Source organism: Delftia sp. 60 (assembly GCF_002754395.1).
Classification (GTDB): Bacteria; Pseudomonadota; Gammaproteobacteria; order Burkholderiales; family Burkholderiaceae_C; genus Comamonas; species Comamonas acidovorans.
The window spans coordinates 241,817-265,358 of sequence record NZ_PEFD01000001.1 but is presented as its reverse complement, the minus strand read 5'-3'; the positions used below and the strand labels follow the sequence as shown (position 1 = coordinate 265,358).

Here is a 23,542-nt window from a genome sequence, read left to right as displayed (position 1 = left end):
CCATTTCTTTGCCCGCCGCACAGCGGCCGGGCCCGCCTTGCCGGGGTGGCCGCATGAGCCAGCCGCAACCCACACGCGCCGAGATCTACGAGCGCATCAAGGCCTCCAGCAAACAGGAAGTCATCCTCGACGAGATGCAGCGCCTGGGCTTCTGGCCCAAGGGCGAGGGACAGCCGCAGCTGGCCGCCGCCCACATCCAGCGCGAGGGCGAGCTGCAGCGCGAGCTGGCCGAGCTGCGCCAGCAGATCGCCGTGCGCCAGAACCCCGAGCGCGCATTGCGCCAGATGCGCAAGGAGCGCATGCAAAAGGCGCTGGCCCAGCGCGAGGAAACCAAACGCCGCCAGGCCCAGGAGCGCCACGACAAGGCGCTGGCCTGGCATGCGAAGCGGGCCACGCACGTGGGCTATCTGGGCCCCGGCATCTCCGCTGCCCTGCAGGGGCCGCAGGCCGGTGAGGCACCGCCTGCTGCCGGGGAACGCCGGCAGGCCGACCCGCAAAGGCTGGCCCGGCATAGCCTGCCGGAACTTGCCAATGCGGCGCAGCTGGCCGATGCCATGGGCATCACCGTGGCCGAGCTGCGTTTCCTGGGCTTTCACCGCGAGGTGGCCCGCACCCACCACTACCACTCGTTCACCCTGCCCAAGAAGACCGGTGGCGAGCGGCTGATCTCCGCGCCCATGCCGCGCCTCAAGCGCGCGCAGTACTGGGTGCTGGACAACATCCTCGCCAAGGTGCCCGCGCACGATGCCGCGCACGGCTTCCTGGCCGGCCGCTCCATCGTGAGCAATGCGGCGCCGCATGCGGGCCACGACGTGGTCATCAACCTGGACGTGAAGGACTTCTTTCCCAGCATTGCCTTCGGCCGCATCAAGGGCGTGTTCCGTCATCTGGGCTATGGCGAGGCCATGGCCACCCTCCTGGCCCTGCTGTGCAGCGAAAACCGCGCCCAGGCCTGGCAGGTGGATGGCGAAAAGCTCTTCGTCGGCGGCAAGGCGCGCGAGCGCGTGCTGCCCCAGGGCGCGCCCACCAGCCCCATGCTCACCAACCTGCTGTGCCGCCGCCTGGACCGCCGCCTGCTGGGCCTGGCCAGGCAGCTGGGCTTTGTATACACGCGCTATGCGGACGACCTGACCTTCTCCGCCTCGGGCGAAGCCGCGCGCGACAACGTGGGCCGGCTGCTGGGCCGCGTGCGCTGGATACTGCGCGACGAAGGCTTCACGCCCCACCCCGACAAGGAGCGCGTGATGCGCAAGGGCCGCCGCCAGGAGGTCACGGGGCTGGTGGTGAACGCGGACAAGCCCAGCGTATCGCGCCAGACGCGCAGGCGCCTGCGCGCCGCCCTGCACCGCGCCACGCAGGCCAGCGCCGGCAAGCCGGCGCACTGGCAGGGGCAGGCAGCCCAGCCCTCGCAATTGCTGGGACTGGCGCAGTTCGTGTACCAGGTCGACCCCGTGCAGGGCGGTCCGCTGCTGGGCCAGGCCCGCCAGCTCACGCGCAGCCCCATCGACCGCGCCAACGATGCCCTGCTGCAGGCCAGCCGGCAGGACCGCGCGGCGGCGCGTGCGCAGCCGCCCGCAAGCGTGCAGTTCCGGCGTCTGGCCGCCAGCGGGCAGGCGCCTGCGCTGGCCAGCGGCAAGACGTGGTGGCAGCCGGCCGAGCCGGCGGCACCCGTGATTGAGAAAACCGACCAGCAGCGGCGCGAACAGCGGCTGCAGGAGCGCGAGGCCGCACGCGCCCAGGCAGCTGCGGCCGCCCGGCCGGCCGTGGACACGCCGCAGCAGCAGCCCGCACAGGCGCAGGGCCCCGACACACAGGCCCCCGGCCCATCGCCGATGCCCGGCCTGCTGACCTACTGGGCGCAGATCGTGATCTGCTTCTTGCTGGGCACGGTGTTCCAGGCGCGCCTGATCACGCTGATCGGCATCGTGCTGGTCCTGCTCCTGCGCTACCGGCGCATACGGCGCTGGGATGTCTTTGCCGCTGCGATGGTGTTGGCCGTGCTGCTGGGCCTGGGGCTGCGGATGTCGTGATGTTCGCGGGGCCGCAGGCCTCAGAGGCCTGCTGCCCCGCCCGCCACGGGTGCGCTGCGCAGCGCCAGGAAGCGGCGCGGCGAAGTGCCCACCGCCTTGCGGAACATGGTCACGAAGGCGGGTGCGCTCTCGTAGCCCAGGGCATCTGCCACGGTCTGTATGCGCAGCCCCTCGGACAGCTTTTGCAGTGCGGTGAGCACATGCAGCTGGCGGCGCCACTGGTTGACCGTAAGCCCGGTCTCGGCCAGGAACAGCCGCGTCATGCTGCGCTCGCTCATGCCGATGCGCTGGGCCCAGTCGGCCAGCCGTGCCTGCAGCTGCGGCTGCTCGCACAGGGCATTGGTCATGCGGCGCAGGCGCCGGTCGTGCGGCAGGGGCAGGTGCAGTCCTTCGGGCTGCGCCGCCTGGATCTCGTCGAGCAGCACCTGCATGAGCCGGCCATCGCCGCTGTCGGGCTCGTAGTCCTGCGGCAGGCCCTGCACGCGGTCCAGCAGCGCACTGAGAAAGGGCGAGACGGCCAGCGCATGGCAGGGTCCGGGCACGGGGCGCACGGCCCCTGCCTCGACAAAGACCACGTAGCCGCTGGCCGCACCGCTGCAGCTGACGCGGTGCAGCGTGCCGCCCGGAATCCAGGCGGCGCTGCGCGGCGGCACCACGCAGACGCCCGCATCGGTCTCCAGCGTGATCAGCCCCGCATGGGTGACCATGAGCTGGCTCTTGCGGTGGGCATGGAAGTTCATCCCCCAGTCGCCGGGGCCCGACCGCATGGGAAGGACGATCACGGGACGGTCCACATGGTCGGGGTCCCACCTCTCGGGCAGGACTTTGAGCAGGGCGGAATCCACGGCATTCATGGTGTTTCTCTCAGTTCATGTCAATCGGTCATCAATCGGACCCGAGCAGCTCCCGTGCACGCTGCTGCGCCTCCTCGGTGGAGGCCACCAGCAGCATGGGATAGCCCCAGGCCTTGCCGAACATCTGTGCGAAGGCCTCGGCCTCGGCGCGCTTGTGCGCATCGGGCTCGGCGTGGACCAGGGCGCGCACCAGGCTTTTGAGCTCGGGGCGGCGGGCCTTCATCCACAGCACGACCTGCTTGCGCTCCTCGGGTGAGCGCTCCTCCTGGGACATGTCGCCGTCGCTGAAGAAGACAAAGGCCTGGCCGCGGGCCAGCAGGGCCGAGAAGTCCTCCAGCAAGCGGTCCACGGGCACGGCCTTGTCGCGCTCGTAGCCCATGCGGACCAGGGGAAAGCTGCTGCTGTCGATGTACATGGAAACCTCCGGCCGATGCCATTCAATACAAATGAGACCCATTACTGTATGAATGAACGGCAGCTGCGTCATTGCAGCACTCAGCCAAAGAATTTCGCAGTCCGGCCAGGACGCTCGCATGGGCGGTACAGACCCGGTTGCCCTGTTCCTGCGCTTTCGCTCAGAATGGCCGCATTCTTCGAGTTCAAGTGAACTTGAAGTCAAGCCACAAAGGAAAGCCACCATGAAAACCGAGGATGATCCGCTGCTCAGCATCGGCGACGTGGCGCAGCGCAGCGGGGTCAAGGCCTCGGCGCTGCGCTTTTACGAGTCGCTGAACCTGATCGAGTCCGTGCGCAGCGCCAGCGGCCATCGGCGCTACCACCGCTCGTCGCTGCGGCGCATCGCCTTCGTGGTGTTCGCCCAGCGCATCGGCTTCACGCTGGAGGAGATTGCCGTGCAGCTGGCCAAGCTGCCCAGCCGCCATGTCCCCACGGGCGGGGACTGGCAGAAGATGTCGCGGGTCTGGAAGCAGCGGCTGGACGACCGCATAGGCGAGCTGCAGCGGCTCAGCGAGAGCCTGGACCAGTGCATTGGCTGCGGTTGCCTCTCGCTGCGCCACTGCGTGCTGCACAACCCCGGCGACCTGTGCGCACAGAATGGCCCCGGGCCGCGCCGCTGGCTGGGCGACCCGCCGCCCGTGGCCATGGGCGGGCCCTGCCCGGGCCACTGCCACGACGAAGGCTGATCAGGACACGCGCCGTGTCGTGACGAAGTCCAGCACCGCCTGCAGCATGCGCTGCAGCGTGGGCTGGATCTGTTCGGCGCGCTCGGGCAGGTAGTCGAAGGGCAGGGCTTCCTGCATGTAGCTGCACTGCGTCATCTCCAGCTGCACGGCGTGGATGCCGGCCTCGGGCTGGCCGTAGTGGCGCGTGATGTAGCCGCCCGTGAAGCGGCCGTTGAGTATGGCGGTGTGGCCCGGCGCGGTCTGCGCAATGGCCAGCAGATGCTCGGCCAGCTCCAGCGCGCAGCTCGTGCCCTTGCCGGTGCCCAGGTTCAGGTCGGGCAGCTTGCCTTCGAAGAAACGCGGCAGCACCGAGCGGATGGAGTGCGCGTCCCACAGCGCCACGGTGCCGTGCACGGCCTTGAGGCGGTCCAGTTCGGCGCGCAGCTGTGCGTGGTACGGGCCCCAGATGGCTTCGCGGCGCGCGGCGATTTCGGCGTCTGCGGGCACATCGGCCGGGTCGGCGTACAGCGGCGTGTCGTCGAAGGTGTCCACGGGGCACAGGCCGGTGACGCTCTGGCCCGGGTAGAGGCTGGCGCCATCGGGCGGACGGTTCAGGTCCACCACATAGCGCGAATGCGTGGCCACGAGGATGGAGGCGCCCATGGCCTTGGCGAACTCGTACAGGCGCGGCAGGTGCCAGTCGGTGTCGGGCACGTGGCGGGCTTCCTCGGTCAGGCGCGCGGCGATGTCGGGCGGCACATGGGTGCCCGCATGCGGCATGGAGATCAGCAGCGGCGCCGTGCCCTGGTGGAAGACGAAGGGAGGGGGAGCGGTATCGGTCATGGTGTGATTCTGGAACGTTTCTGGCGGATTTTGCGGGCCCATGGCATGCGGGTGCCTCAGGATTGCAGGGTGGCCGTGCGCGCTGCGACAAAACCGCGGGCCGCCGCCTCGTGCAGCGCATGCCGGCCGGCCTGCACGCGGCGCTCGCCGCCCACCCACAGGCTGTGCAGGGCGCTGCTGCGGTGGCTGCCGAAGACATGGGCCGAGACCATGGCCTGCACCGGCAGGCCGGCCAGTGCCACATGGCCTGCGTCCAGCGCCAGGAAGTCGGCCTGCTGGCCCACAGCCAGCCCGGCCACGGAGCGGCCTGCGGCCTGGGCGCCGCCCTGCACGGCAGCGGTCCACAGCGCGGTGCCCACCTGCGGGTCGGGGCCGGCCAGCACATTGCGCTGGCGCAGCGACAGGCGCTGGCTGTATTCGAGCATCAGCAGTTCCTCGGCCGCGTTGACGCAGGCATGGCTGTCCGAGCCCACGCCCCAGACGCCGCCGTGGCCCAGCCATTGCGGCATGTCGAAGATGCCATCGCCCAGGTTGGCCTCGGTAGTGGGGCAGATGCCGGCCACGGCGCCGCTGCGCGCGGCGCCCGCGTATTCACCGGGCGTCATGTGGGTGGCGTGGACCAGGCACCAGCGTGCGTCCACGGGGGCATGCTCCAGCAGCCATTGCACGGGGCGCTGGCCGCTCCAGGCCAGGCAGTCGTCCACCTCCTGTGTCTGCTCGCCAATGTGGATGTGGACGGGTGCGCGCGCGTCCAGCGCCGTCAGGCCCTCCACGGCCACGCGCAGGCTGTCGGGCGGCACGGCGCGCAGCGAGTGCGGCGCCAGGCCCAGGGCCGCGCCTTGTGCGCGCGCCTCGGGCAGCAGGCGCTGCAGCAGGGCCAGCATGTTGTCCGTGCTGCGGATGAAGCGCGCCTGGTCGGCGCGCGGCGGCTTGCCGCCGAAGCCGCTGGTCTGATAGAGCACGGGCAGCAGGGTGATGCCCATGCCGGCCTTGCGCGCGGCGCGCAGCAGGGCCAGGGACAGCGTGGCGTCGTCGGCATAGGGCCGGCCATCCCGGTCGTGGTGCACGTAGTGGAATTCGCAGACCGAGGTGTAGCCGGCCTCCAGCATTTCCACGTACAGCCAGGTGGCGATGGCCTCCAGCGACTCGGGCGTGATGCGCGCGGCAAAGCGGTACATGAGGTCGCGCCAGCTCCAGAAGCTGTCCTGGGCCTCGGCGCGGTATTCGGTCAGGCCTGCAAAGGCGCGCTGGAAGGCATGCGAGTGCAGGTTGGGCATGCCGGGCAGCACGGGGCCGGGCGCGCGCGGCGCGTTGCCGGGCGGGGCGTCGGCCTGTACGGCCAGCAGGCGCCCTGCGCCATCCCAGCGCAGCAGCACATTGCGCGCCCAGCCCGTGGGCAGCAGCGCGTGCTCGGCGAACAGCGTGCGGCTGTCGGGTGTCTGGTCGATGCCGCTCATTGCCCGGCCTCCAGGATGTCGGCCAGCGCGCGCACGAAGCGTTCGTTGTCGGCCTCCGTGCCCACGGAGACGCGGATGAAGTGCTCGAAGCCCGGCTCCTTCCAGGGCTTGACGATCAGGCCCCGGGCCAGCAATGCGTCGTTCACGGGACCGTTGGGGCGGCCGATGTCGATGAACAGGAAGTTGGCCGCCGAAGGCGCCATCCGAAGTGCGGGCAGTGCAGGCAGGGCGGCCAGCCGCTGCGCCAGCACATCGCGCAGGCGCACGGTCTCGGCCACGCCGCGCTGCATGAAGTCCTCGTCACCCCAGGCCGCCAGCGCCGCCGCCTGGGCCGCCTGGTTGACGTTGAAGGGCGTGCGCACGCGGTCCAGCAGTTGCACCAGGGCCGCGTCGCTGGCCAGGCCGTAGCCCACGCGCAGGCCGGCCAGGCCCCAGGCCTTGGAGAAGGTGCGCAGCACGATCCAGGGCATGGCGCGGCCGCGCAGCAGGGCCAGCACGTCGGGGTAGCCGTCGGCGTGCAGGGCGTACTCGTAGTAGGCCTCGTCCACCACCAGCAGGGTCTGCGGCGGCGTGGCGTCCAGCAGGCGCACGAAATCGCCGGCGCTGAACATGCAGCCCACGGGATTGGAGGGATTGGCCAGCATGGCGATCTTGGGGCCGCGCGCCAGCGCCTGGCACCAGGCATCGACGTCGAAGCCCAGCGCGGGCGTCAGCTCCAGCAGCTCGACGCGGGCGCCCATCATGCGCGGGTAGATCTCGTGCAGGCCGAAGGCCGGGCGCTGGGTGAGCACGCGGTCGCCGGGCGAGAGAAAGGCCTGGCAGAGCATCTGCAGGATGTCCTCGGAACCGTTGCCCACGGCAATGGCCTCGGCCGGCACGCCGGTGCGCGCTGCGATGGCCGCGCGCAGCGCCGTGCATTGCGCATCGGGATAGGTGCCCACATGCAGGGCCAGGTCGGCCAGGGCGCGGGCCACGGCGGGGCTGGCGCCAAAGGGGTTCTCGTTGCTCGCCAGCCGCGCGATCTCGGTGACGCCGTAGCGCGCCCGCACGGCCTCGGAGGACAGGCCTGCGTTGTACGGCGGCAGCGGCGGCACTTCGGGGCGGGCCAGGGTGTGGATCGCGTGGAGGGCGGGAGCGTTCATAGGTCGAATACCTTGCCGGGATTGAACAGATGCAGAGGGTCCAGCGCCTGCTTGATGGCGCGCATCACGGCCAGTTCGGCCGGCGTGCGGCTGGCGCCGAGATAGGGCTTCTTGTGCAGGCCGATGCCGTGCTCGGCCGAGACGCTGCCGCCGAACTCGCCGACCAGGTGGTACAGCGCGGCCTCGACGCCTTCGCAGTCGCCGTTGGCGGTGGCACCGTCCACCGAGACATGCAGGTTGCCGTCGCCCACATGGCCGAAGAACAGCGAGTGGTGGCCGGGCCAGCGCGCGTCGAACGCGGCGCGGCAGGCATCGGCGAAGCGGCCGATGTCGGCCTGGGGCAGGCTGACGTCGAAGTTGACGGGCGGATGCATGTTTGTGTTGAGCTCGGCCGGCGCCTCGCGCAGCTTCCACAGCTGGCGCGCCTGTGCCACGGACTGGGCGATGACGGCATCGGCCACCTCGCCGGCCTCCATGGCCTCGCCCAGGGCCTCTTCCACGTCGGCGCGCAGCGTGGCCTCGTCCTTGCCGTCCACATCGATCAGGGCCAGCAGCGCATGCGCCTGGCCAAAGGGCGGCTGCAGCTTCTGCCAGCGGATGGAGGCCTGGATGAAGCTGTCCCACATCAGCTCGAAGGCCGCCACGCCGTTGCCAAAGCGCGATTGCATGCGCGCGAGCACGGACAGCGCCGCATCGAAGTCCGGCACGGCCACCAGGGCCGTGGCGCGGGCCTGGGGCGCGGGACGCAGGCGCAGCAGCACGCGCGTGACGATGCCCAGCGTGCCCTCCGAGCCGATGAAGAACTGCTTGAGGTCGTAGCCCGTGTTGTTCTTGAGCATGGGGCGCAGCATGGGCAGCACCGTGCCGTCGGCCAGCACCACCTCCAGGCCCAGCACCTGCTCGCGCATCATGCCGTGCTGCAGCACGCCGTTGCCGCCCGCATTGGTGGCCACGTTGCCGCCGATCTGGCAGCTGCCGCGCGCGCCCAGGTCCACGCCGAAGACCATGCCTGCGGCCACGGCCGCCTCCTGCACGGCCTGCAGCGTGGCGCCGGCCTGCACGGTCATCAGCGCGGTGCGCGCGTTCACGTCCTCGATGGCATTCATGCGCTCCATGGAAACGGCCACGGCACCCGCCACGGGCACGGCCGCGCCGGCCAGGCCCGTGAGCCCGCCCTGGGGCACGACAGGCACGCGGTGGGCCGTGCACAGGCGCATGAGCGCGCTGACCTCGTCGGTGCTGCGCGGGCGCACCAGGGCCAGCGGGCGCTGGGGCGGCGTGCCGCTCCAGTCGGTGTGGTAGCGATCGGGCACATCGTCGCCGCGCTGCGCCACTTCGGCGCCCAGGGTGGAAATCAATTCATCGAGAAACAGTGCATGGGACATGAGCAGGCTTTCAGTGGCTCCCCTGCCTGCGGGTCCGCACGATGCGGCCCTGGCGCACGATGGTGCAGTCAGGCTTGCTGCCGAACCAGTAGGCCAGTTCGGCCGCATGGCGCACGGGCCAGAGCACGAAGTGGGCGGGACGGCCGGCCGCGATCAGGCCATGCTCGTCCTGCAGGCCCAGGGCGCGCGCGGCATGGCGGGTGATGCCCGCCAGGGCCTCGGGAACGGTGAGCCGGAACAGGGTGCAGGCCATGTTGGCCATGAGCAAAAGGCTCAGGCAGGGGGAGGTGCCCGGATTGTGATCGGTAGAGACGGCCATGGGAACGCCCGCGGCGCGCAGGCCCGCGATGGGCGGCATGTGGGTGTCACGCAGCGTGTAGTAGGCGCCGGGCAGCAGCACGGCCACGGAACCCGCGCCGCGCATGGCGGCAATGCCGGATTCGGACAGGTGCTCGATGTGGTCGCACGACAGCGCGCCATAGCGGGCCGCGAGGGCCGCCCCCTCCATGTTCGACAGCTGCTCGGCATGCAGCTTGACGGGCAGGCCCAGGCGGCGTGCGGCCTGGAAGACCTGCTCGGTCTCGGCCAGCGAGAAGGCGATGCGCTCGCAGAACACATCGACCGCATCGACCAGGCCCTCGGCCGCCAGCGCGGGCAGCATGGTGCCGGCGACGAGGTCGATGTAGTCCTGGCTGCGCCCTGCGTACTCGGGCGGCAGCGCATGCGCGCCCAGGAAGGTGGTGCGCACGGTCACGCCCAGGGCCTGGCCCAGGCGCCGGGCCACGCGCAGCTGCTTGCGCTCGTGCTCCAGCGCCAGGCCGTAGCCCGACTTGATCTCGATGGCGCAGACGCCCTCGTCCAGCAGCTGCTGCAGGCGCGGCAGGGCCTGGGCGAACAGCTCGTCCTCGCTGGCCTCGCGCGTGGCACGCACGCTGGAGACGATTCCGCCGCCGGCGCGTGCCACCTCTTCGTAGCTGGCGCCGTCCAGGCGCATGGCGAATTCGTTGGCGCGCTCGCCGCCATAGACCAGGTGGGTGTGGCAATCGACCAGGCCCGGCGTGGCCAGCATGCCCTGGCCGTCATGGCGCGGCAGGGACGCATATGCGGGCGGCAGGGCCTGCTGCGGCCCGACCCAGGCCACGCGGCCCTGCTGCACCACGATGCAGGCATCCTCCGCGTCACCCACGGCCTGGCCGGCCTCGAACATGTCAGGCGCCAGGCGCAGGTTCTGCCAGCAGCCGTCGGCCGAAGAGGATGGAGCGAGTGCGGAAGCTGGTGCAGAAGCGGGTGCGTGGGGCTCGGTCATGGGGGGATTCCTTGGATGTCGTGGGTCGTCAGCAGGCTTGCAGCAGCACCTGCACCAGCCGCGCGTCGTCGGTCTGCGGCACCAGCTGCTGCGGGTCGGGCTGCTGCGCGCTCCACCACAGGCCCTGGCCGGGGATGAGCGCAGCGCCATCCGCCTGCCAGTTGCCCTGCAGCACCATGCACAGGCCGGCGTCGGCGCGGCCAGCGTCGGCAGCGCTGTCCAGCACCTGGACCTGCGCCCGCCACCGGCCGCGCCGCGCCATCACGTTGAAGTCGGTGGAAGTGCCGCCCAGCAGCGAGCAGCCCAGCGCCACATCGCCGGAGAAGGCAAACGGCTGCCAGCGCGCGTCCAGCACATGGTCGATGCCTTCGCCGCGCAGGTGCACGCCGTCGCCATCGAGCAGCATGATCTGCCGGTCCACGCCCGCAAAGGCCGAGAACGGGCCGGGCTGGTCGATGGTGGCCACGCTGATGCGCCAGCCGAAAGCCTCCATGCCCGCCCCGGGCGGCCAGCAGGCGATCTCGCGCGTGCTGCCGCCCCCGTTCTTCCAGGGGCTGGCGGCGATCTGGTTCAGGTCGAAACGCTGCATTGCCGTGGTGTCCTGCAAGCGGCTCACTTGACCATGGGCAGGTTCAGCTGATGGCGCTTGGCCGCAGCCACGGCAATGTCGTAGCCCGCGTCGGCATGACGCATCACGCCGGTGGCCGGATCGTTCCAGAGCACGCGGCCCAGGCGGGCGGCGGCCTCGTCCGTGCCGTCGGCCACGATGACCACGCCCGCATGCTGGGAGTAGCCCATGCCCACGCCGCCGCCGTGGTGCAGGCTGACCCAGGTGGCGCCGCCTGCGGTGTTGAGCAGGGCGTTGAGCAGCGGCCAGTCGCTGACGGCGTCCGTGCCGTCCTTCATGGATTCGGTCTCGCGGTTGGGGCTGGCCACCGAGCCGCAGTCCAGGTGGTCGCGGCCGATCACGATGGGGGCCTTGAGTTCGCCGTTCTTCACCATCTCGTTGAAGGCCAGGGCCGCCTTGTGGCGCTCGCCCAGGCCCAGCCAGCAGATGCGCGCGGGCAGGCCCTGGAAGCTGATGCGCTCGCGCGCCATGTCCAGCCAGCGGTGGGTGTGCTTGTTGTCGGGGAACAGTTCCTTGATCTTGGCGTCGGTCTTGTAGATGTCCTCGGGGTCGCCGGACAGGGCCACCCAGCGGAACGGGCCCTTGCCCTCGCAGAACAGCGGCCGGATGTAGGCGGGCACGAAGCCGGGGAAGTCGAAGGCGTTCTTCACGCCCTGGTCCAGGGCCACCTGGCGGATGTTGTTGCCGTAGTCCACCGTGGGAATGCCCATGGCCTGGAAGTCCAGCATGGCCTGCACGTGCTGGGCGCAGCCCTGGGCGGCGGCGGCCTTGAGCTGGGCATGGCGCGACGGGTCGGCGGCGGCGGCACGCCACTCGTCCACGGTCCAGCCCACGGGCAGGTAGCCGTTGATCAGGTCATGGGCGGAGGTCTGGTCGGTCACGATGTCAGGACGGGCGCCGCCGGCCTTTGCGCGGCGCACCAGCTCGGGCAGGATTTCGGCGGCATTGCCCAGCAGGCCGATGGAGATGGCCTCGCCCGCAGCCGTGTGCTGGGCGATGAGTTCCAGCGCGTGGTCGATGTCGCGCGCCTGCTTGTCCAGGTAGCGCGTGCGCAGGCGGAAGTCGATGCTGCTTTGCTGGCATTCGATGGCCAGCACGCAGGCGCCAGCCAGCACGCCGGCCAGGGGCTGGGCACCGCCCATGCCGCCCAGGCCCGCCGTGAGAATCCACTTGCCCGTGAGGTCGTTGTTGTAGTGCTGGCGGCCGGCCTCGACGAAGGTCTCGAACGTGCCCTGCACGATGCCCTGGGCGCCGATGTAGATCCAGCTGCCGGCCGTCATCTGGCCGTACATGAACAGGCCCTTCTGGTCGAGCTCGTTGAAGTGCTCCCAGTTGGCCCACTGGGGCACGAGGTTGGAGTTGGCCAGCAGCACGCGCGGTGCGTTCTCGTGCGTCTTGAACACGCCCACGGGCTTGCCCGACTGGATCAGCAGGGACTCGTCGGCCTCCAGCTTTTTCAGCGACTCCAGGATCTGGTCATAGCACTCCCAGTTGCGCGCCGCGCGGCCGATGCCGCCGTAGACCACCAGGGCCTTGGGGTTCTCGGCCACGTCGGGGTCCAGGTTGTTCTGCAGCATGCGGTAGGCGGCCTCGGCCAGCCAGTTCTTGCAGTGCAGTTCGCTGCCGCGCGGGGCGCGGATGACGCGGCTGGCGTCATAGCGGGGATTGGTGGCAGCCGTGGCAGCGTTGGCGTTGAGGATGGCGTCGTTGGCGTTCATGGCGATCTCCTGGATGCGGGGGGGGTGAGCGGTTGCGGGGTTCAGGCAGCCTGGTGGCTGGGCAGGTGGCGGACGATGGCCTGGGGCCAGTCCGTGGCAAGCGCCCACTGGCGCATGGTTTCGATGTCGGGTGCCAGGTAGCGGTCACGGTCCAGGTGCGGAACCTGGCTGCGGATCAGCGCGTACTGCGCCTCGATCAGTTCGGAGCTGTTCAGGCTGCGGTCGAAGTCCATGCCCTGGGCGGCGGCCATGGCCTCCACGCCCACGATGACGGCGGTGTTGCGCGCCATCTCGCCCAGGCGCCGCGCGCCGTAGGTGGCCATGGAGACATGGTCTTCCTGGTTGGCCGAGGTGGGCAGGCTGGTGACGCTGCTGGGGTGGGCCAGGCACTGGTTCTCGGCAGCCAGGGCGGCGGCCGTGACCTGGGCGATCATGAAGCCCGAGTTCACGCCGCTGTCGGCAATCAGGAAGGCCGGCAGGCCCGACAGGCCGGTGTCCAGCAGCAGGGCCATGCGGCGCTCGGAGATGGCGCCGATCTCGGCCAGGGCCAGGGCGATGATGTCGGCCGCGAAGGCCACGGGCTCGGCGTGGAAGTTGCCGCCCGAGATCACGTCGCCGTTGTCGAAGACCAGCGGGTTGTCCGAGGCGGCGTTGGCCTCGATCACCAGCACGCGGGCCGCATGGCTGAGGTTGTCCAGGCAGGCGCCCATGACCTGGGGCACGCAGCGGATGGAGTACGGGTCCTGCACGCGGCCGCAATGGGGGTGGGAGGTGTCGATGGCGCTGCCGTCCAACAGTTCGCGCACGGCGGCGGCCACGGCGATCTGGCCAAGCTGGCCGCGGGCCTCGTGGATGCGGGCGTCAAACGGTTTGACCGAGCCCTTGATGGCCTCCAGCGTCAGGCAGCCCGCCACCAGGCCAGCGGCGAACACGCTCTCGCCCTGGAACAGGCCCACCAGGGCCAGCGCCGTGGATACCTGGGTGCCGTTGAGCAGGGCCAGCCCTTCCTTGGGGCCGAGCACGAAGGGCTCCAGGCCCACGTGGCGCATGGCCTCGGTGCCGGACACCACCTGTCCATCGATCTTGGCCTGGCCTTCGCCGATCAGCACGCAGGCCAGGTGCGACAGCGGTGCCAGGTCGCCCGAGGCGCCCACCGAGCCCTTGGCGGGGATCACGGGCAGCACGTCGGCATTGGCCAGGGCCAGCAGCGCATCGACCAGCTCGGGGCGCACGCCCGAGTGGCCTCGCGCCAGGCTCACGGCCTTGGTGGCCAGCACCAGGCGCACCACGGCGTCGGGCAGCGGATCGCCCGTGCCCACGCTGTGCGACAGCACCAGGTTGCGCTGCAGCTCTGCCAGGCGGTCATGGGCGATCTTGGTGGAGGCCAGCTTGCCGAAGCCGGTGTTGATGCCATAGACGACCTGGTCCTCATCCACGATGTGCTGCACATGGGCCTGGGCGGCGCGCATGCGCTCGTAGGCGGGCGCCGCCATGGACAGGCGCACGCCGCCCTGCTGGATGGCCCGCAGCTGGGCCAGGCTGACCTGGCCGGGCTGCAGCGTCAGCGCGGTGCCGGGACGGGAGGTGAGGCCGGGAGTCGTGATGGTGTTCATGGTGATGCCCTGTCGGTGTCTGGGAGGGTGTGCCGGGATGGATGTCTATGCCTGTCTATACAATATCAATCGAAGCGGAACAGCGCAAGAGCGGGAACCCCGCCTTTCAGGCCTCAGCCGTCGTGCGATCCGCCGTCGGTGCGAAAGCGGCTGCCCAGCCGGTAGCGCATGCCCGGATGCACGCAGTGCACCCAGGTCACGGGCGTTCCCAGGTACCAGGTGCGGCGCGTCAGCGTCAGGCAGGGCTGGTCCGCGTCCATCTGCAGCCAGCGCGCCTGCTCGGGCGTGGGCAGCATGGCGTCCACCACATGCTCGATCTGGTCGAAGGGCACGTTGCGCACCAGATACACCGAAGGCTGGATCAGCGAGAAGTCCTGCTCCATGAAGTCCGGCGCCATGCGCGGGTTCACATGGCGGTCTTCCAGCTGCACGGGCACGTCGTTCTCGAAATGCACGCCCTGCAGGTGGAACACCGAGCTGCCCGCAGACAGCTGCAGCGAAGCGGCCGCCTCGGGCGAGGCCGACTCGCGGCGCACGCTGATCAGCTCGAAGCGGTGGTCATGGCCGCGCTGGCGGATCTCCTCGGCGATGTTGGCGATGCGCAGCAGCGTGGACTGCGGCTTTTCCTCGGCCACGAAGGAGCCCACGCCGGCCACGCGCACGATCACGCCCTGCTCGGCCAGCTCGCGCAGCGCGCGGTTGGCCGTCATGCGGGCCACGCCGAACTCCTGCACCAGCTCCTGCTCGGACGGCACGCGCTCGCCGGCCGACAGCGAGCCATCGGCGATCTTGCGCAGCACATGGTCCTTGACCTGCTGGTACAGGGCCATGGGCACCTCCGCCGTCGTTGCGGAAAGTCGGGAAGCCGTGGAACGCGAAGACATGGTGTGGGCAGTGGTCATGGAAAAGCGTCAGTGTGCAGCAGCGGCCAGCGACTCTGCGCGAATCTCTTCGGTCAGCCGGGCTTTCAGCTCCATGAACTCGGGCGAGGTCTTGACCGTGTAGTGCCGCGGATGCGGCAGGTTCACGGGGATATCGGCCTTGATGCGGCCCGGGCGCGCGCTGAACACGGCCACGCGGTTGGCCATGAAGATGGCCTCGTCGATGTCGTGGGTGACGAACATCACGGTCTTGCGCTCGGCCTCCCAGATGCCCAGCAGCAGCTCCTGCATGAGCACGCGGGTCTGGTTGTCGAGGGCGCCGAAGGGCTCGTCCATGAGCAGGATCTTGGGATCGTTGGCCAGCGCGCGCGCAATGGCCGTGCGCTGCTGCATGCCGCCCGACAGCTGCTTGGGAAAGTGGTTCTCGAAGCCGCGCAGCCCCACCTTGGCGATGAAGTAGTCGCTGCGCTCCTTTTGCAGCGCCTCGCTCACACCCTTCTCGCGCAGGCCGAAGCGGATGTTCTGGGCCACCGTCAGCCAGGGGAACAGCGTGTAGCTCTGGAACACCATGCCCCGGTCGGCGCCCGGCCCGTCCACGGCGCGGCCGTCCAGCAGCACCTGGCCCGTGGTCGGAAAATCCAGCCCTGCCGCAATGCGCAGCATGGTGGACTTGCCGCAGCCCGAGGGGCCGAGGATGGTGACGAAGTCGTTCTCGCGGACCTCGAAATCCACAGGCAGCAAGGCCTGCGTGCTCGTGCCCTTGTGGCTGGTGAAGGTGCGCGAAACACCTTGAATGGACAGCAGATTCATCACAGGGTGCTCCACTCGAACATGCGACGGTTGACGGTCTTGAAGATGAAATCGGACACCAGGCCGATGAGGCCGATCACGATGATGCCGAAGATGATCTGGCCCGTGTTCAGCAGCGCCTGGCTGTCGGTGATCATGTGGCCGATGCCCGAGGACGAGCCGATCAGCTCGGCCACGATCACATAGGTCCAGGCCCAGCCCAGCACCAGGCGCAGCGTCTCGGCAATGCCGGGCGCGGCGCCCGGGATCAGCACGCGGCGCACCACGCCGGTGTTGGAGGCGCCCAGCGTGTAGGCGGCCTCCACCAGGTCCTTGCGCGCGCCGCCCACGGTCACGGCCACCATCAGCGTGATCTGGAACACCGAGCCGATGAAGATGACCAGCAGCTTCTGCGTCTCGCCCACGCCGGCCCACAGGATCAGCAGCGGGATGAAGGCCGAGGCCGGCAGGTAGCGGCAGAACGACACGAAGGGCTCGAAGAAGGCCTCGACCGGCTTCCAGGCGCCCATGGCGATGCCCAGGGGCACGGCCACGACCGAGGCCAGGATGAAGCCGCCCATCACGCGCCAGACCGTCATGCCGATGTCGTGCAGGAAGCCGTACTCGGTGAACAGCAGCACGCCCTCGCGCGCCATGGTCATGGGGCTGGCCAGGAAGGTCGGGGAGACGAAGCCGCCCAGCGTCACAGCCGCCCAGACGAGAAAGAACAGCACGAAGAAGGCCACACCCAGCACCCACTTGGCCGTGGGGCTGACGGGCTCCAGCGGCGCCATGCGGCGGCGGCGGACGGGGGCTGGCGCCGCGGCGGGCGCGGGAGCGTGCGGTGTGGCGTGGGTCATGGGCTTGTTAGCCGGCTGGACTGCGGAAGTGGATGCGGCTTGCATGGTCATCCCCTGGCGGGCTTACTGGATGAAGCTGGCGTCGTACATCACGCCATAGTTCTCGGGGATGGAGCGGATGATGCCGGCCTCCTTGAGGATCACGGCCGACTCCTTCATGAAGGGCACCAGCTCGTTGGCGAAGAATTTCTGGTTGGCCTCCTTGTCGGACCACTTCAGGTAGGAGGCCGACTTGCCGAACTGCTCGCCACCCTGCTTGACGGCCGCGCCCATGATCTCGAAGGACTTGGTCTTGTCGGCCTCGATCATGGCCACCGCATCGAAGTACGACTGGGCCAGGGCCTTGGCGGCGGCCGTGTTCGCCTTGAGCCACTTGGGATCGCAGCCCACCGTGTCCATGACCATGGGGTAGTCGATGGTGGTGGCCAGGATCTTGCCCGCGGCCGGGTTGGCGCGGATGGTGGACAGGTAGGGCTCGTAGCTCATGGCCGCATCGTTCTGGCCGGCCACGAAGGCCTGGGCCGCGGGCTGGGGCTCCAGGGAGACGGTCTTCACATCCTTCATGGTCATGCCGTTCTTGTGCAGCATCCAGGCCAGGCCGAAGTACGGCGCCGTGCCCGGCGCGCTCACGGCCACCGTCTTGCCCTTGAGGTCGGCAAAGCCCTTGACGTCATTGCGCACGGCGATGCCGTCGGCGCCGTAGGACTTGTCCATCTGGAAGATCTGCACGATGGGCACGCCGTTGGTGTTCCAGGCCACATGCGTCTCGATGGTGGTGGCCGCGCACTGGATGGCGCCCGAGGCCAGGGCCAGGTGGCGGTCCTTTTGCGGAATCATCTTCAGGTCCACCGCCAGGCCGTTCTTCTTGAAGATGCCGGCCTTGTCGGCCAGGGTCAGCGGCGCAAAGCCGGTCCAGCCCGACATGCCCAGGGTGATCTTGGTCTCCTGCGCGGCAGCGGGCTGCAGTGCGGCGGCAAGGCAGAGGGCGGCGGCCAGCGGCCCCAGGGGCAGGCGGCGGAACGTGGGGATCGAACTCATGTGGCACTCCTCGGTCGGGAAAGCAAGTTGGCGATGGCAGTTTCGGGGTCCGCAGGCAGACCAGTGCGGGAGCCCGAAGTGTGTTTTTGCCGACCGGACATGTATATACAGGATTACCCGGCAAACCGGTGATGGAGCGAGCATCCTGCATCTACCTGCGATCAACACGGAGAGCAACAGCAAATGCCGTGCCAACCAAGCTTGTCCATACAACCTGGGGAAAATCCCGGGTAGCAGCTCACCACCGTGGTGCATGCCACGGGGCTGCGCGCCGCTACGGTGCAATCACGGCACGTGCCACCTTCAAGAACGGTGCAATCAGCGGCGAGGCATTGCCCGCCGGCACGGCCAGCACCACGCCCTGGGGGGCCACGCGGCCCCGGATGCGGCGGCAGGCCAGGCGCTGGCCATCGTGGGCGCGGTCCACCACCGGCCGCGTGGTCAGCACGCTCAGGCCGTGGCCGTTGGCCACCATGGAGCGCAGCATTTCGATGGAGGCGAACTCATGGGCCACCAGCGGAGTCACGCCGGCCTCGCGGAACAGCGACAGGAAATACTCGCGGCTGTGCGGCAGGTTGATCAGGACCAGCGGGTAGCGGGCCACCTCGGCCAGCCCCACGCTGGTCCTGGCCGCCAGCGCATGGCGCTGCGGCAGCAGCACATAGGGCGGCAGCGCCGCCACGGGCAGCAGCTCCATGCGGGGACGCGCCAGGCCCGTGTCGTACTGCAGGGCCGCATCGAGCTCGCCGCGCTCCACCTGCTGCGTGAGCGAGGCGATGTCGCCCTCCACCAGCTCCAGCGCAATGCCGGGGTGCAGGCGCTGCATCTGCGCCAGCAGGGCCGGCACCCAGCGCGCGCCCAGCGTGCTCAGAAAACCCAGGCGCAGCACGCCCGCCATCGCCGCCGTGCGCGGCCCCTGCAGGCTGCGTGCGCCGTCCAGCAGCGCCTGGGCCTCGCGGCTGCGCACCGCGCCGGCCGCCGTGAGATCCAGCCCCCTGGCATGGCGGCGCACGAACAGCGCCTCGCCCCACAGCGCCTCCAGGTCGGCAATCGCCTTGGAGATGGACGGCTGGGACACGCCGATGGCCTCGGCCGCGCGCGCCGTGCTGCCATGGCGTGCGGCGGCCACGAAATACTCCAGCTGGCGCAGGCTGATTTGGATCATTTTTTTGAATGCAGTGAATCAGGAATGAATATTTTCCATTGATTCAATCCCGCGCCAGCATGCAGCCATAGACCCCCCGTCCAAGGCTGCACCCATGACCGAGTCCACCCCCCTCACCGCCCGCCCGCTGGACGGCGTGCGCATTCTCGACTTCACGCGCGTGCTGGCCGGGCCGCTGTCCACGGCCCTGCTGGCCGACCTGGGCGCCGAGGTCGTCAAGATCGAGCCGCCGCAGGGCGACGACTACCGCGCCATCGGCCCCATGAACAACGGCGAAAGCGCGCTGTTCACGGTGATGAACCGCAACAAGCAAAGCCTGGTGCTGGACCTCAAGCACCCCGAGGCCGTGGCCCTGGTCCACGAGATGGCGGCCCAGGCCGACGTGGTGGTGGAGAACTTCCGGCCCGGCGTGGCCGAGCGCCTGGGCATCGGCGCAAGCCAGTTGCGGGCGCTCAATCCGCGCCTGGTCTATGTCAGCGTCTCGGGCTTCGGGCAGACCGGGCCGCTGGCCCACCGGCCGGCCTACGACATCATCGTGCAGGCCATGAGCGGCCTCATGGAGGCCACGGGCGAGCCCGATGGCGCGCCCACCGTCGTGGGCGAGGCCGTCAGCGACGTGGTGGCCGGCCTGTTCGCCTCCTGGGCCACGCTGGCCGCGCTGCTGCAGGCGCGCGCCACGGGACAGGGCCAGCAGGTGGACGTGGCCATGTTCGACACCACGCTGAGTTTTCTGGCCACCTCGGTGGCGCGCTACCTGTTCACGGGCAGGCCCGCGCGCCGCGTAGGCAACCGCCATCCGCTGTCCGCGCCGTTCGGCGTGTACCGCGCAGGCGACGGCCACTTCGCGCTGGCCGTGCTCAACAACAAGCTGTTCGCCGCCGCCCTGCAGGCCATGGAGCTGGGCAGCCTGGCCGGCGACCCGCGCTTTGCCAGCGACGAATCACGCTCGGCCCACGAACCCGCGCTGCGCGAGGCCATCGAGGCCTGGGCCGGCCGGCATGAAGTGGCTCAGGTGGTGGCCGCGCTGGATGCAGCGGGCGTGCCCGCCGCCCCCATCTGGAACATTGCCCAGGCGCTGGAGTCGCCCCAGAGCCAGGCACGCGGCCTGCTCGGCGCGGTGCAGGACCCGCGCCTGCCCGGCCTGCGCCTGCCCACCCAGCCCGTGCATTTCAGCGGCGCCGCACCCAACCGCGCCGAGCGCGCACCGGCCCTGGGCGAGCACACCGACGCCCTGCTCTCGCAGTGGCTGGGCCGGGGCGCCGAAGCCATTGCCGCGCTGCGCGCATCCGGTGCCCTGGGCACCGCAGGCGCCGCCCCCTCTTCCCCATCACATTGAGCGAACCTCCATGAACTTCCAACGACTGGGCACCACCGCCGACGACCACGCCATTGCCGATGCCGTGGCCCGATTTGCCGACGACGCACTCGCCCCGCTGGCGCAGCGCATGGACGAAGAGGCACTGTCCGCCACCTGCCATGTGCCGGGCCTGTCGGCCCTGGGCGTGATGGGCATGAACCTGCCTGAGGCCCTGGGTGGCCCCGGCGTCACGCCCACGGCCATGCTGCTGTCCCTGGTGGCCATCTCGCGCGCCTGCGCGGCCACCTCGTCCATGATCGGCGCCCACTACCTGGGCACGGACGCCGTGCTCATCGGCGGCGACGACGCCCAGCGCCAGCAGTGGCTGCCGCGCTGCGCCAGCGGCCAATGGCTGGCCGCCTTTGCGCTGACCGAGCCGCGCGGCGGCTCCCACCCGGCCGACATGCGCACGCGCGCCGTGCGCGATGGGGAAGACTATCTGATCACGGGCGTCAAGCACTTCATCTCCAACGCCGCCGAGGCGCGCTTCATGGTGGTCTTCGCCAAGACCGACATGGAGGCCGGCGCGCGCGGCGTCAGCGCCTTCATCGTGCCGCGCGATCTGCCCGGCATCCAGGTCTCGGCCCCAGAAAAACTCATGGGCATCCGCGGCGGCCATGCCTTCGAGGTCTCGCTGGACGGCGTGCGCGTGCCTGCCAGCCACCGGCTGGGGGACGAGGGTACAGGCTTCAAGACGGCGATGAAGGTGCTGGACAACAGCCGCCTGGACGTGGCGGCCACCGCCCTGGGCGTGGCCGAGGCCGCCCTGGCCGCCGCCGCGCAATGGGCCAATCAGCGCCTGGTCGGCGGCGAGCCACTGGCCACCAAACAGGGCATCCAGTGGAAGCTGGCAGACATGAAGCTGCGCCTGGAGGCATCGTGGGCACTGACGATGCAGGCCCTGGCCTTGCGCCAGGCCGGCCAGCCCTTCACCCAGCACTCGGCCATGGCCAAGCTCCATGCGTCCGAAATGGTGGGCTTCGTCACCGACGAAGCCCTGCAGATCCACGGCGGCTACGGCTACACGCGCGAAATGCCGCTGGAGCGCCTGGTGCGCGATGCACGCATCCTGCGCATCTACGAGGGCTCGTCCGAAGTGCAGCGCAGCATCATTGCGCGTGGGGTGCTGGGCGGCAGCTGAATGCAGCAGCGGGTGGCTAGGAGAAATCTGAAAATGGCACCCTCGCGCCCGGAAAAGGCCATTGATGCAGAGCGGCTCAAACCCCAGGTCTTCCCTGGACCTTGCGAGGGGGCGCAAAATGGCGGCTGTTGCGGCCTTCGGGCCGCAGCGCATTTTTTGCGGGAAGCGCCCGCATCCCGCTCCCTCCCGCGCCAGCCGCCTCTGCCGAAAGAAGTCCCCGTTGTCCGCCGCGCATTCCGTCCTGCAAGCCGTGTTCGGCTACGAACAATTCCGCGGTCCGCAGGAAGCCATCGTCTCGCACGTGGTCGCCGGCGGCGATGCGCTGGTGCTCATGCCCACGGGTGGCGGCAAGAGCCTGTGCTACCAGGTGCCGGCCATCGTGCGCCAGCAGCAGGGCCACGGCGTGGCGGTGGTGGTGTCGCCGCTGATCGCGCTCATGCACGACCAGGTGGGCGCGCTGCACGAGGCCGGCGTGAGCGCGGCCTACCTGAACTCCACGCTGTCCTATGACGAGACGCAGGAAGTCGAATGGCGCCTGCAAAGCGGCGACATCACCCTGCTGTATGCCGCGCCCGAGCGCCTGAACACGCCGCGCTTCCTGGGCCTGCTCGACGACCTGCATGCCCAGGGCAAGCTGTCGCTGTTCGCCATCGACGAGGCGCACTGCGTGAGCCAGTGGGGCCATGACTTCCGGCCCGAATACCGCGCGCTGAGCGTGCTGCACGAGCGCTATGCGGGCGTGCCGCGCATTGCGCTCACGGCCACGGCCGATGCGCTGACGCGCGCCGACATCGTCGAGCGGCTGCAGCTCGAGAGCGCACGGCATTTCGTCAGCAGCTTCGACCGCCCCAACATCCGCTACCGCATCGCCGAGAAGAAGGACGTCAGCAACCAGCTGCTGCGCTTCATCGAGCGCGAGCACGAGGGCGAGGCCGGCGTGGTCTATTGCCAGTCGCGCAAGCGCGTGGAGGAGCTGGCCCAGACGCTGAGCCAGGCCGGCGTGCCCGCCCTGCCCTACCACGCGGGCCTGCCCTTCGAGACGCGCCAGCTGCACCAGGACCGCTTCCTGCGCGAGGACGGCATCGTCATCGTGGCCACCATCGCCTTCGGCATGGGCATCAACAAGCCCGATGTGCGCTTCGTGGCCCATGTGGACATGCCCAAGAACATCGAGGGCTACTACCAGGAAACCGGCCGCGCAGGCCGCGACGGGCTGCCCGCCGATGCCTGGATGGCCTACGGCCTGTCCGACGTGGTCAACCAGCGCCGCATGATCGACGAAAGCCCGGCCGAGGACACCTTCAAGCAGGTCATGCGCGGCAAGCTCGATGCCCTGCTGGGCCTGGCCGAGGCCACGGACTGCCGCCGCGTGCGGCTGCTGGCCTACTTCGGCGAGCAGTACGGCCTGGGCGCACCGGGAGAAGACGCAGAGACGGACATTGAAGGCAGGCCGCTGCAGCGCGTGGCAAAGACCGCCTGCGGCAACTGCGACAACTGCATGGAGCCCCCGGCCCTGTGGGATGGCACGGACGCCGCGCGCAAGCTGCTGTCCACCATCTACCGTGTGCACGAGGCCAGCCAGCTGACCTTTGGCGCGGGCCACATCATGGACGTGCTGCGCGGCAAGGACACCGAGAAGGTGCGCCAGTACGGCCACGACAAGATCTCCACCTTCGGCCTGGGCAAGGACTACAGCGAGCCACAGCTGCGCGGCGTGATGCGCCAGCTGCTGGCCACGGGCGCCCTGGGCCTGCACAAGATCACCAGCGAGAACAGCGGCCACAGCTTCGACACCCTGTGCCTGGCCGATGGCTCGCGCGACGTGCTGCGCGGCAATGTGCCCGTGCAGCTGCGCGAGGCCGTGGCCGCGCCACGCACGCGCACCTCCAAGCGCGCCACCCAGCCCAACGCGGCCGCTGCCAGCCTGGGCCCCGATGCCCAGGTGCGCTTCATCAACCTCAAGGCCTGGCGCGCCGAGGTCGCGCGCGAGCACAACCTGCCGGCCTATGTGATCTTCCACGACGCCACGCTGGCCGCCATTGCCGAACGCAACCCGGCTTCGCTGGACGACCTGCAGGGCATCAGCGGCATGGGCGCCAAGAAGCTCGACGCCTACGGCGCCGAAGTGCTGCGGGTGGTGGCCACGGGTTGAGGCGCATAGCCCTCATGCACATCGCATGGGGCTGGGCTTCACCATGAGAAAAGGCCTGCACC

At 69.7% G+C, this 23,542-nt stretch carries 20 protein-coding genes; 5 read left to right on the top strand and 15 right to left on the bottom strand.

From position 1 onward, the window contains the following. Positions 1 to 53 precede the first annotated feature (53 nt). A complete protein-coding gene (locus CLV01_RS01175) occupies positions 54 to 2,030 on the top strand; it encodes a reverse transcriptase family protein (RefSeq protein ID WP_099732552.1) in 1,977 nt (658 codons plus the stop codon). 20 nt (positions 2,031 to 2,050) lie between these two features. Here CLV01_RS01175 and CLV01_RS01170 read toward each other — a convergent pair whose 3' ends face one another. Both CLV01_RS01170 and CLV01_RS01165 read right to left on the bottom strand, forming a co-directional pair. Next, positions 2,051 to 2,884, bottom strand: coding sequence for a helix-turn-helix domain-containing protein (locus CLV01_RS01170; protein WP_034397632.1), 834 nt, complete (start codon positions 2,882 to 2,884; stop codon positions 2,051 to 2,053). A 31-nt stretch (positions 2,885 to 2,915) separates the two neighbouring features. Further along, positions 2,916 to 3,299 carry a hypothetical protein gene (locus tag CLV01_RS01165; protein WP_099732553.1) on the bottom strand — a complete coding sequence of 128 codons (384 nt, stop codon included), beginning with the start codon at positions 3,297 to 3,299 and terminating at the stop codon, positions 2,916 to 2,918. Between the two features lie 223 nt (positions 3,300 to 3,522). Here CLV01_RS01165 and soxR point away from each other — a divergent pair, with 223 nt between their 5' ends. Continuing rightward, positions 3,523 to 4,026 carry a redox-sensitive transcriptional activator SoxR gene (gene soxR, locus CLV01_RS01160; protein ID WP_088166487.1) on the top strand — a complete coding sequence of 168 codons (504 nt, stop codon included), beginning with the start codon at positions 3,523 to 3,525 and terminating at the stop codon, positions 4,024 to 4,026. On the opposite strand, the gene hutG is transcribed toward soxR, so the two are convergent. The 13 genes from hutG to CLV01_RS01095 form a co-directional block, all read right to left on the bottom strand. After that, positions 4,027 to 4,890 (bottom strand): N-formylglutamate deformylase, encoded by an 864-nt coding sequence (hutG, locus tag CLV01_RS01155; protein ID WP_051941033.1) that lies wholly within the window; start codon positions 4,888 to 4,890, stop codon positions 4,027 to 4,029. It abuts the gene before it with no gap. Positions 4,891 to 4,904: 14 nt separating this feature from the next. After that, complete coding sequence (locus tag CLV01_RS01150; protein ID WP_099732554.1) at positions 4,905 to 6,305, bottom strand: formimidoylglutamate deiminase; 1,401 nt, start codon at positions 6,303 to 6,305, stop codon at positions 4,905 to 4,907. After that, on the bottom strand, positions 6,302 to 7,447 hold the full coding sequence (locus CLV01_RS01145; RefSeq protein WP_099732555.1) for a histidinol-phosphate transaminase: 1,146 nt from the start codon (positions 7,445 to 7,447) through the stop codon (positions 6,302 to 6,304). Before CLV01_RS01145 ends, CLV01_RS01150 begins: the two co-directional genes overlap by 4 nt. Then, positions 7,444 to 8,832 carry an FAD-binding oxidoreductase gene (locus CLV01_RS01140; RefSeq protein ID WP_099732556.1) on the bottom strand — a complete coding sequence of 463 codons (1,389 nt, stop codon included), beginning with the start codon at positions 8,830 to 8,832 and terminating at the stop codon, positions 7,444 to 7,446. Before CLV01_RS01140 ends, CLV01_RS01145 begins: the two co-directional genes overlap by 4 nt. 10 nt (positions 8,833 to 8,842) lie before the next feature. Then, entirely contained in the window at positions 8,843 to 10,138 is a 1,296-nt protein-coding gene (gene hutI / locus CLV01_RS01135) for an imidazolonepropionase (RefSeq protein WP_099732557.1), read from the bottom strand. A 28-nt stretch (positions 10,139 to 10,166) separates the two neighbouring features. Continuing rightward, positions 10,167 to 10,727 (bottom strand): HutD/Ves family protein, encoded by a 561-nt coding sequence (locus CLV01_RS01130; protein WP_043783094.1) that lies wholly within the window; start codon positions 10,725 to 10,727, stop codon positions 10,167 to 10,169. 23 nt (positions 10,728 to 10,750) lie between these two features. Further along, positions 10,751 to 12,484 (bottom strand): urocanate hydratase, encoded by a 1,734-nt coding sequence (gene hutU, locus CLV01_RS01125; RefSeq protein ID WP_016447381.1) that lies wholly within the window; start codon positions 12,482 to 12,484, stop codon positions 10,751 to 10,753. Between the two features lie 41 nt (positions 12,485 to 12,525). Continuing rightward, the gene (gene hutH / locus CLV01_RS01120) at positions 12,526 to 14,097 is read right to left on the bottom strand and encodes a histidine ammonia-lyase (RefSeq protein WP_088166481.1); all 1,572 of its coding nucleotides are present in this window, start codon (positions 14,095 to 14,097) and stop codon (positions 12,526 to 12,528) included. A gap of 113 nt (positions 14,098 to 14,210) precedes the next feature. Beyond that, positions 14,211 to 14,981 carry a histidine utilization repressor gene (hutC, locus tag CLV01_RS01115; RefSeq protein ID WP_049801468.1) on the bottom strand — a complete coding sequence of 257 codons (771 nt, stop codon included), beginning with the start codon at positions 14,979 to 14,981 and terminating at the stop codon, positions 14,211 to 14,213. Positions 14,982 to 15,008: 27 nt separating this feature from the next. Beyond that, complete coding sequence (locus tag CLV01_RS01110) at positions 15,009 to 15,788, bottom strand: ABC transporter ATP-binding protein (RefSeq protein ID WP_012202086.1); 780 nt, start codon at positions 15,786 to 15,788, stop codon at positions 15,009 to 15,011. Continuing rightward, positions 15,788 to 16,627, bottom strand: a complete 840-nt coding sequence (locus CLV01_RS01105) for an ABC transporter permease (RefSeq protein ID WP_046240485.1) — start codon at positions 16,625 to 16,627, stop codon at positions 15,788 to 15,790. The genes CLV01_RS01110 and CLV01_RS01105 overlap by 1 nt, the downstream gene beginning before the upstream one ends. Positions 16,628 to 16,690: 63 nt before the next feature. Beyond that, the gene (locus tag CLV01_RS01100) at positions 16,691 to 17,665 is read right to left on the bottom strand and encodes an ABC transporter substrate-binding protein (protein ID WP_043823311.1); all 975 of its coding nucleotides are present in this window, start codon (positions 17,663 to 17,665) and stop codon (positions 16,691 to 16,693) included. A 274-nt stretch (positions 17,666 to 17,939) separates the two neighbouring features. Beyond that, positions 17,940 to 18,830 (bottom strand): LysR substrate-binding domain-containing protein, encoded by an 891-nt coding sequence (locus CLV01_RS01095; protein ID WP_034397621.1) that lies wholly within the window; start codon positions 18,828 to 18,830, stop codon positions 17,940 to 17,942. A gap of 94 nt (positions 18,831 to 18,924) precedes the next feature. Between CLV01_RS01095 and CLV01_RS01090 the strand changes: the two genes are divergently transcribed. The 3 genes from CLV01_RS01090 (at position 18,925) to CLV01_RS01080 (ending at position 23,480) form a co-directional block, all read left to right on the top strand. After that, complete coding sequence (locus CLV01_RS01090; RefSeq protein ID WP_043823313.1) at positions 18,925 to 20,166, top strand: CaiB/BaiF CoA transferase family protein; 1,242 nt, start codon at positions 18,925 to 18,927, stop codon at positions 20,164 to 20,166. A gap of 10 nt (positions 20,167 to 20,176) precedes the next feature. Continuing rightward, entirely contained in the window at positions 20,177 to 21,328 is a 1,152-nt protein-coding gene (locus tag CLV01_RS01085; RefSeq protein ID WP_099732558.1) for an acyl-CoA dehydrogenase family protein, read from the top strand. Between the two features lie 220 nt (positions 21,329 to 21,548). Then, positions 21,549 to 23,480 (top strand): RecQ family ATP-dependent DNA helicase, encoded by a 1,932-nt coding sequence (locus CLV01_RS01080; protein WP_034397618.1) that lies wholly within the window; start codon positions 21,549 to 21,551, stop codon positions 23,478 to 23,480. Positions 23,481 to 23,542 lie beyond the last annotated feature (62 nt).

What these genes read in the sequence shown, in the direction of transcription:
- CLV01_RS01175 (WP_099732552.1), top strand. Translation starts at nt 54, where the DNA reads ATGAGCCAGCCGCAACCCACACGCGCCGAGATCTACGAGCGCATCAAG.
- CLV01_RS01170 (WP_034397632.1), bottom strand. Translation starts at nt 2,884, where the DNA reads ATGAATGCCGTGGATTCCGCCCTGCTCAAAGTCCTGCCCGAGAGGTGG.
- CLV01_RS01165 (WP_099732553.1), bottom strand. Translation starts at nt 3,299, where the DNA reads ATGTACATCGACAGCAGCAGCTTTCCCCTGGTCCGCATGGGCTACGAG.
- soxR (WP_088166487.1), top strand. Translation starts at nt 3,523, where the DNA reads ATGAAAACCGAGGATGATCCGCTGCTCAGCATCGGCGACGTGGCGCAG.
- hutG (WP_051941033.1), bottom strand. Translation starts at nt 4,890, where the DNA reads ATGGGCCCGCAAAATCCGCCAGAAACGTTCCAGAATCACACCATGACC.
- CLV01_RS01150 (WP_099732554.1), bottom strand. Translation starts at nt 6,305, where the DNA reads ATGAGCGGCATCGACCAGACACCCGACAGCCGCACGCTGTTCGCCGAG.
- CLV01_RS01145 (WP_099732555.1), bottom strand. Translation starts at nt 7,447, where the DNA reads ATGAACGCTCCCGCCCTCCACGCGATCCACACCCTGGCCCGCCCCGAA.
- CLV01_RS01140 (WP_099732556.1), bottom strand. Translation starts at nt 8,832, where the DNA reads ATGTCCCATGCACTGTTTCTCGATGAATTGATTTCCACCCTGGGCGCC.
- hutI (WP_099732557.1), bottom strand. Translation starts at nt 10,138, where the DNA reads ATGACCGAGCCCCACGCACCCGCTTCTGCACCAGCTTCCGCACTCGCT.
- CLV01_RS01130 (WP_043783094.1), bottom strand. Translation starts at nt 10,727, where the DNA reads ATGCAGCGTTTCGACCTGAACCAGATCGCCGCCAGCCCCTGGAAGAAC.
- hutU (WP_016447381.1), bottom strand. Translation starts at nt 12,484, where the DNA reads ATGAACGCCAACGACGCCATCCTCAACGCCAACGCTGCCACGGCTGCC.
- hutH (WP_088166481.1), bottom strand. Translation starts at nt 14,097, where the DNA reads ATGAACACCATCACGACTCCCGGCCTCACCTCCCGTCCCGGCACCGCG.
- hutC (WP_049801468.1), bottom strand. Translation starts at nt 14,981, where the DNA reads ATGTCTTCGCGTTCCACGGCTTCCCGACTTTCCGCAACGACGGCGGAG.
- CLV01_RS01110 (WP_012202086.1), bottom strand. Translation starts at nt 15,788, where the DNA reads ATGAATCTGCTGTCCATTCAAGGTGTTTCGCGCACCTTCACCAGCCAC.
- CLV01_RS01105 (WP_046240485.1), bottom strand. Translation starts at nt 16,627, where the DNA reads ATGACCCACGCCACACCGCACGCTCCCGCGCCCGCCGCGGCGCCAGCC.
- CLV01_RS01100 (WP_043823311.1), bottom strand. Translation starts at nt 17,665, where the DNA reads ATGAGTTCGATCCCCACGTTCCGCCGCCTGCCCCTGGGGCCGCTGGCC.
- CLV01_RS01095 (WP_034397621.1), bottom strand. Translation starts at nt 18,830, where the DNA reads ATGATCCAAATCAGCCTGCGCCAGCTGGAGTATTTCGTGGCCGCCGCA.
- CLV01_RS01090 (WP_043823313.1), top strand. Translation starts at nt 18,925, where the DNA reads ATGACCGAGTCCACCCCCCTCACCGCCCGCCCGCTGGACGGCGTGCGC.
- CLV01_RS01085 (WP_099732558.1), top strand. Translation starts at nt 20,177, where the DNA reads ATGAACTTCCAACGACTGGGCACCACCGCCGACGACCACGCCATTGCC.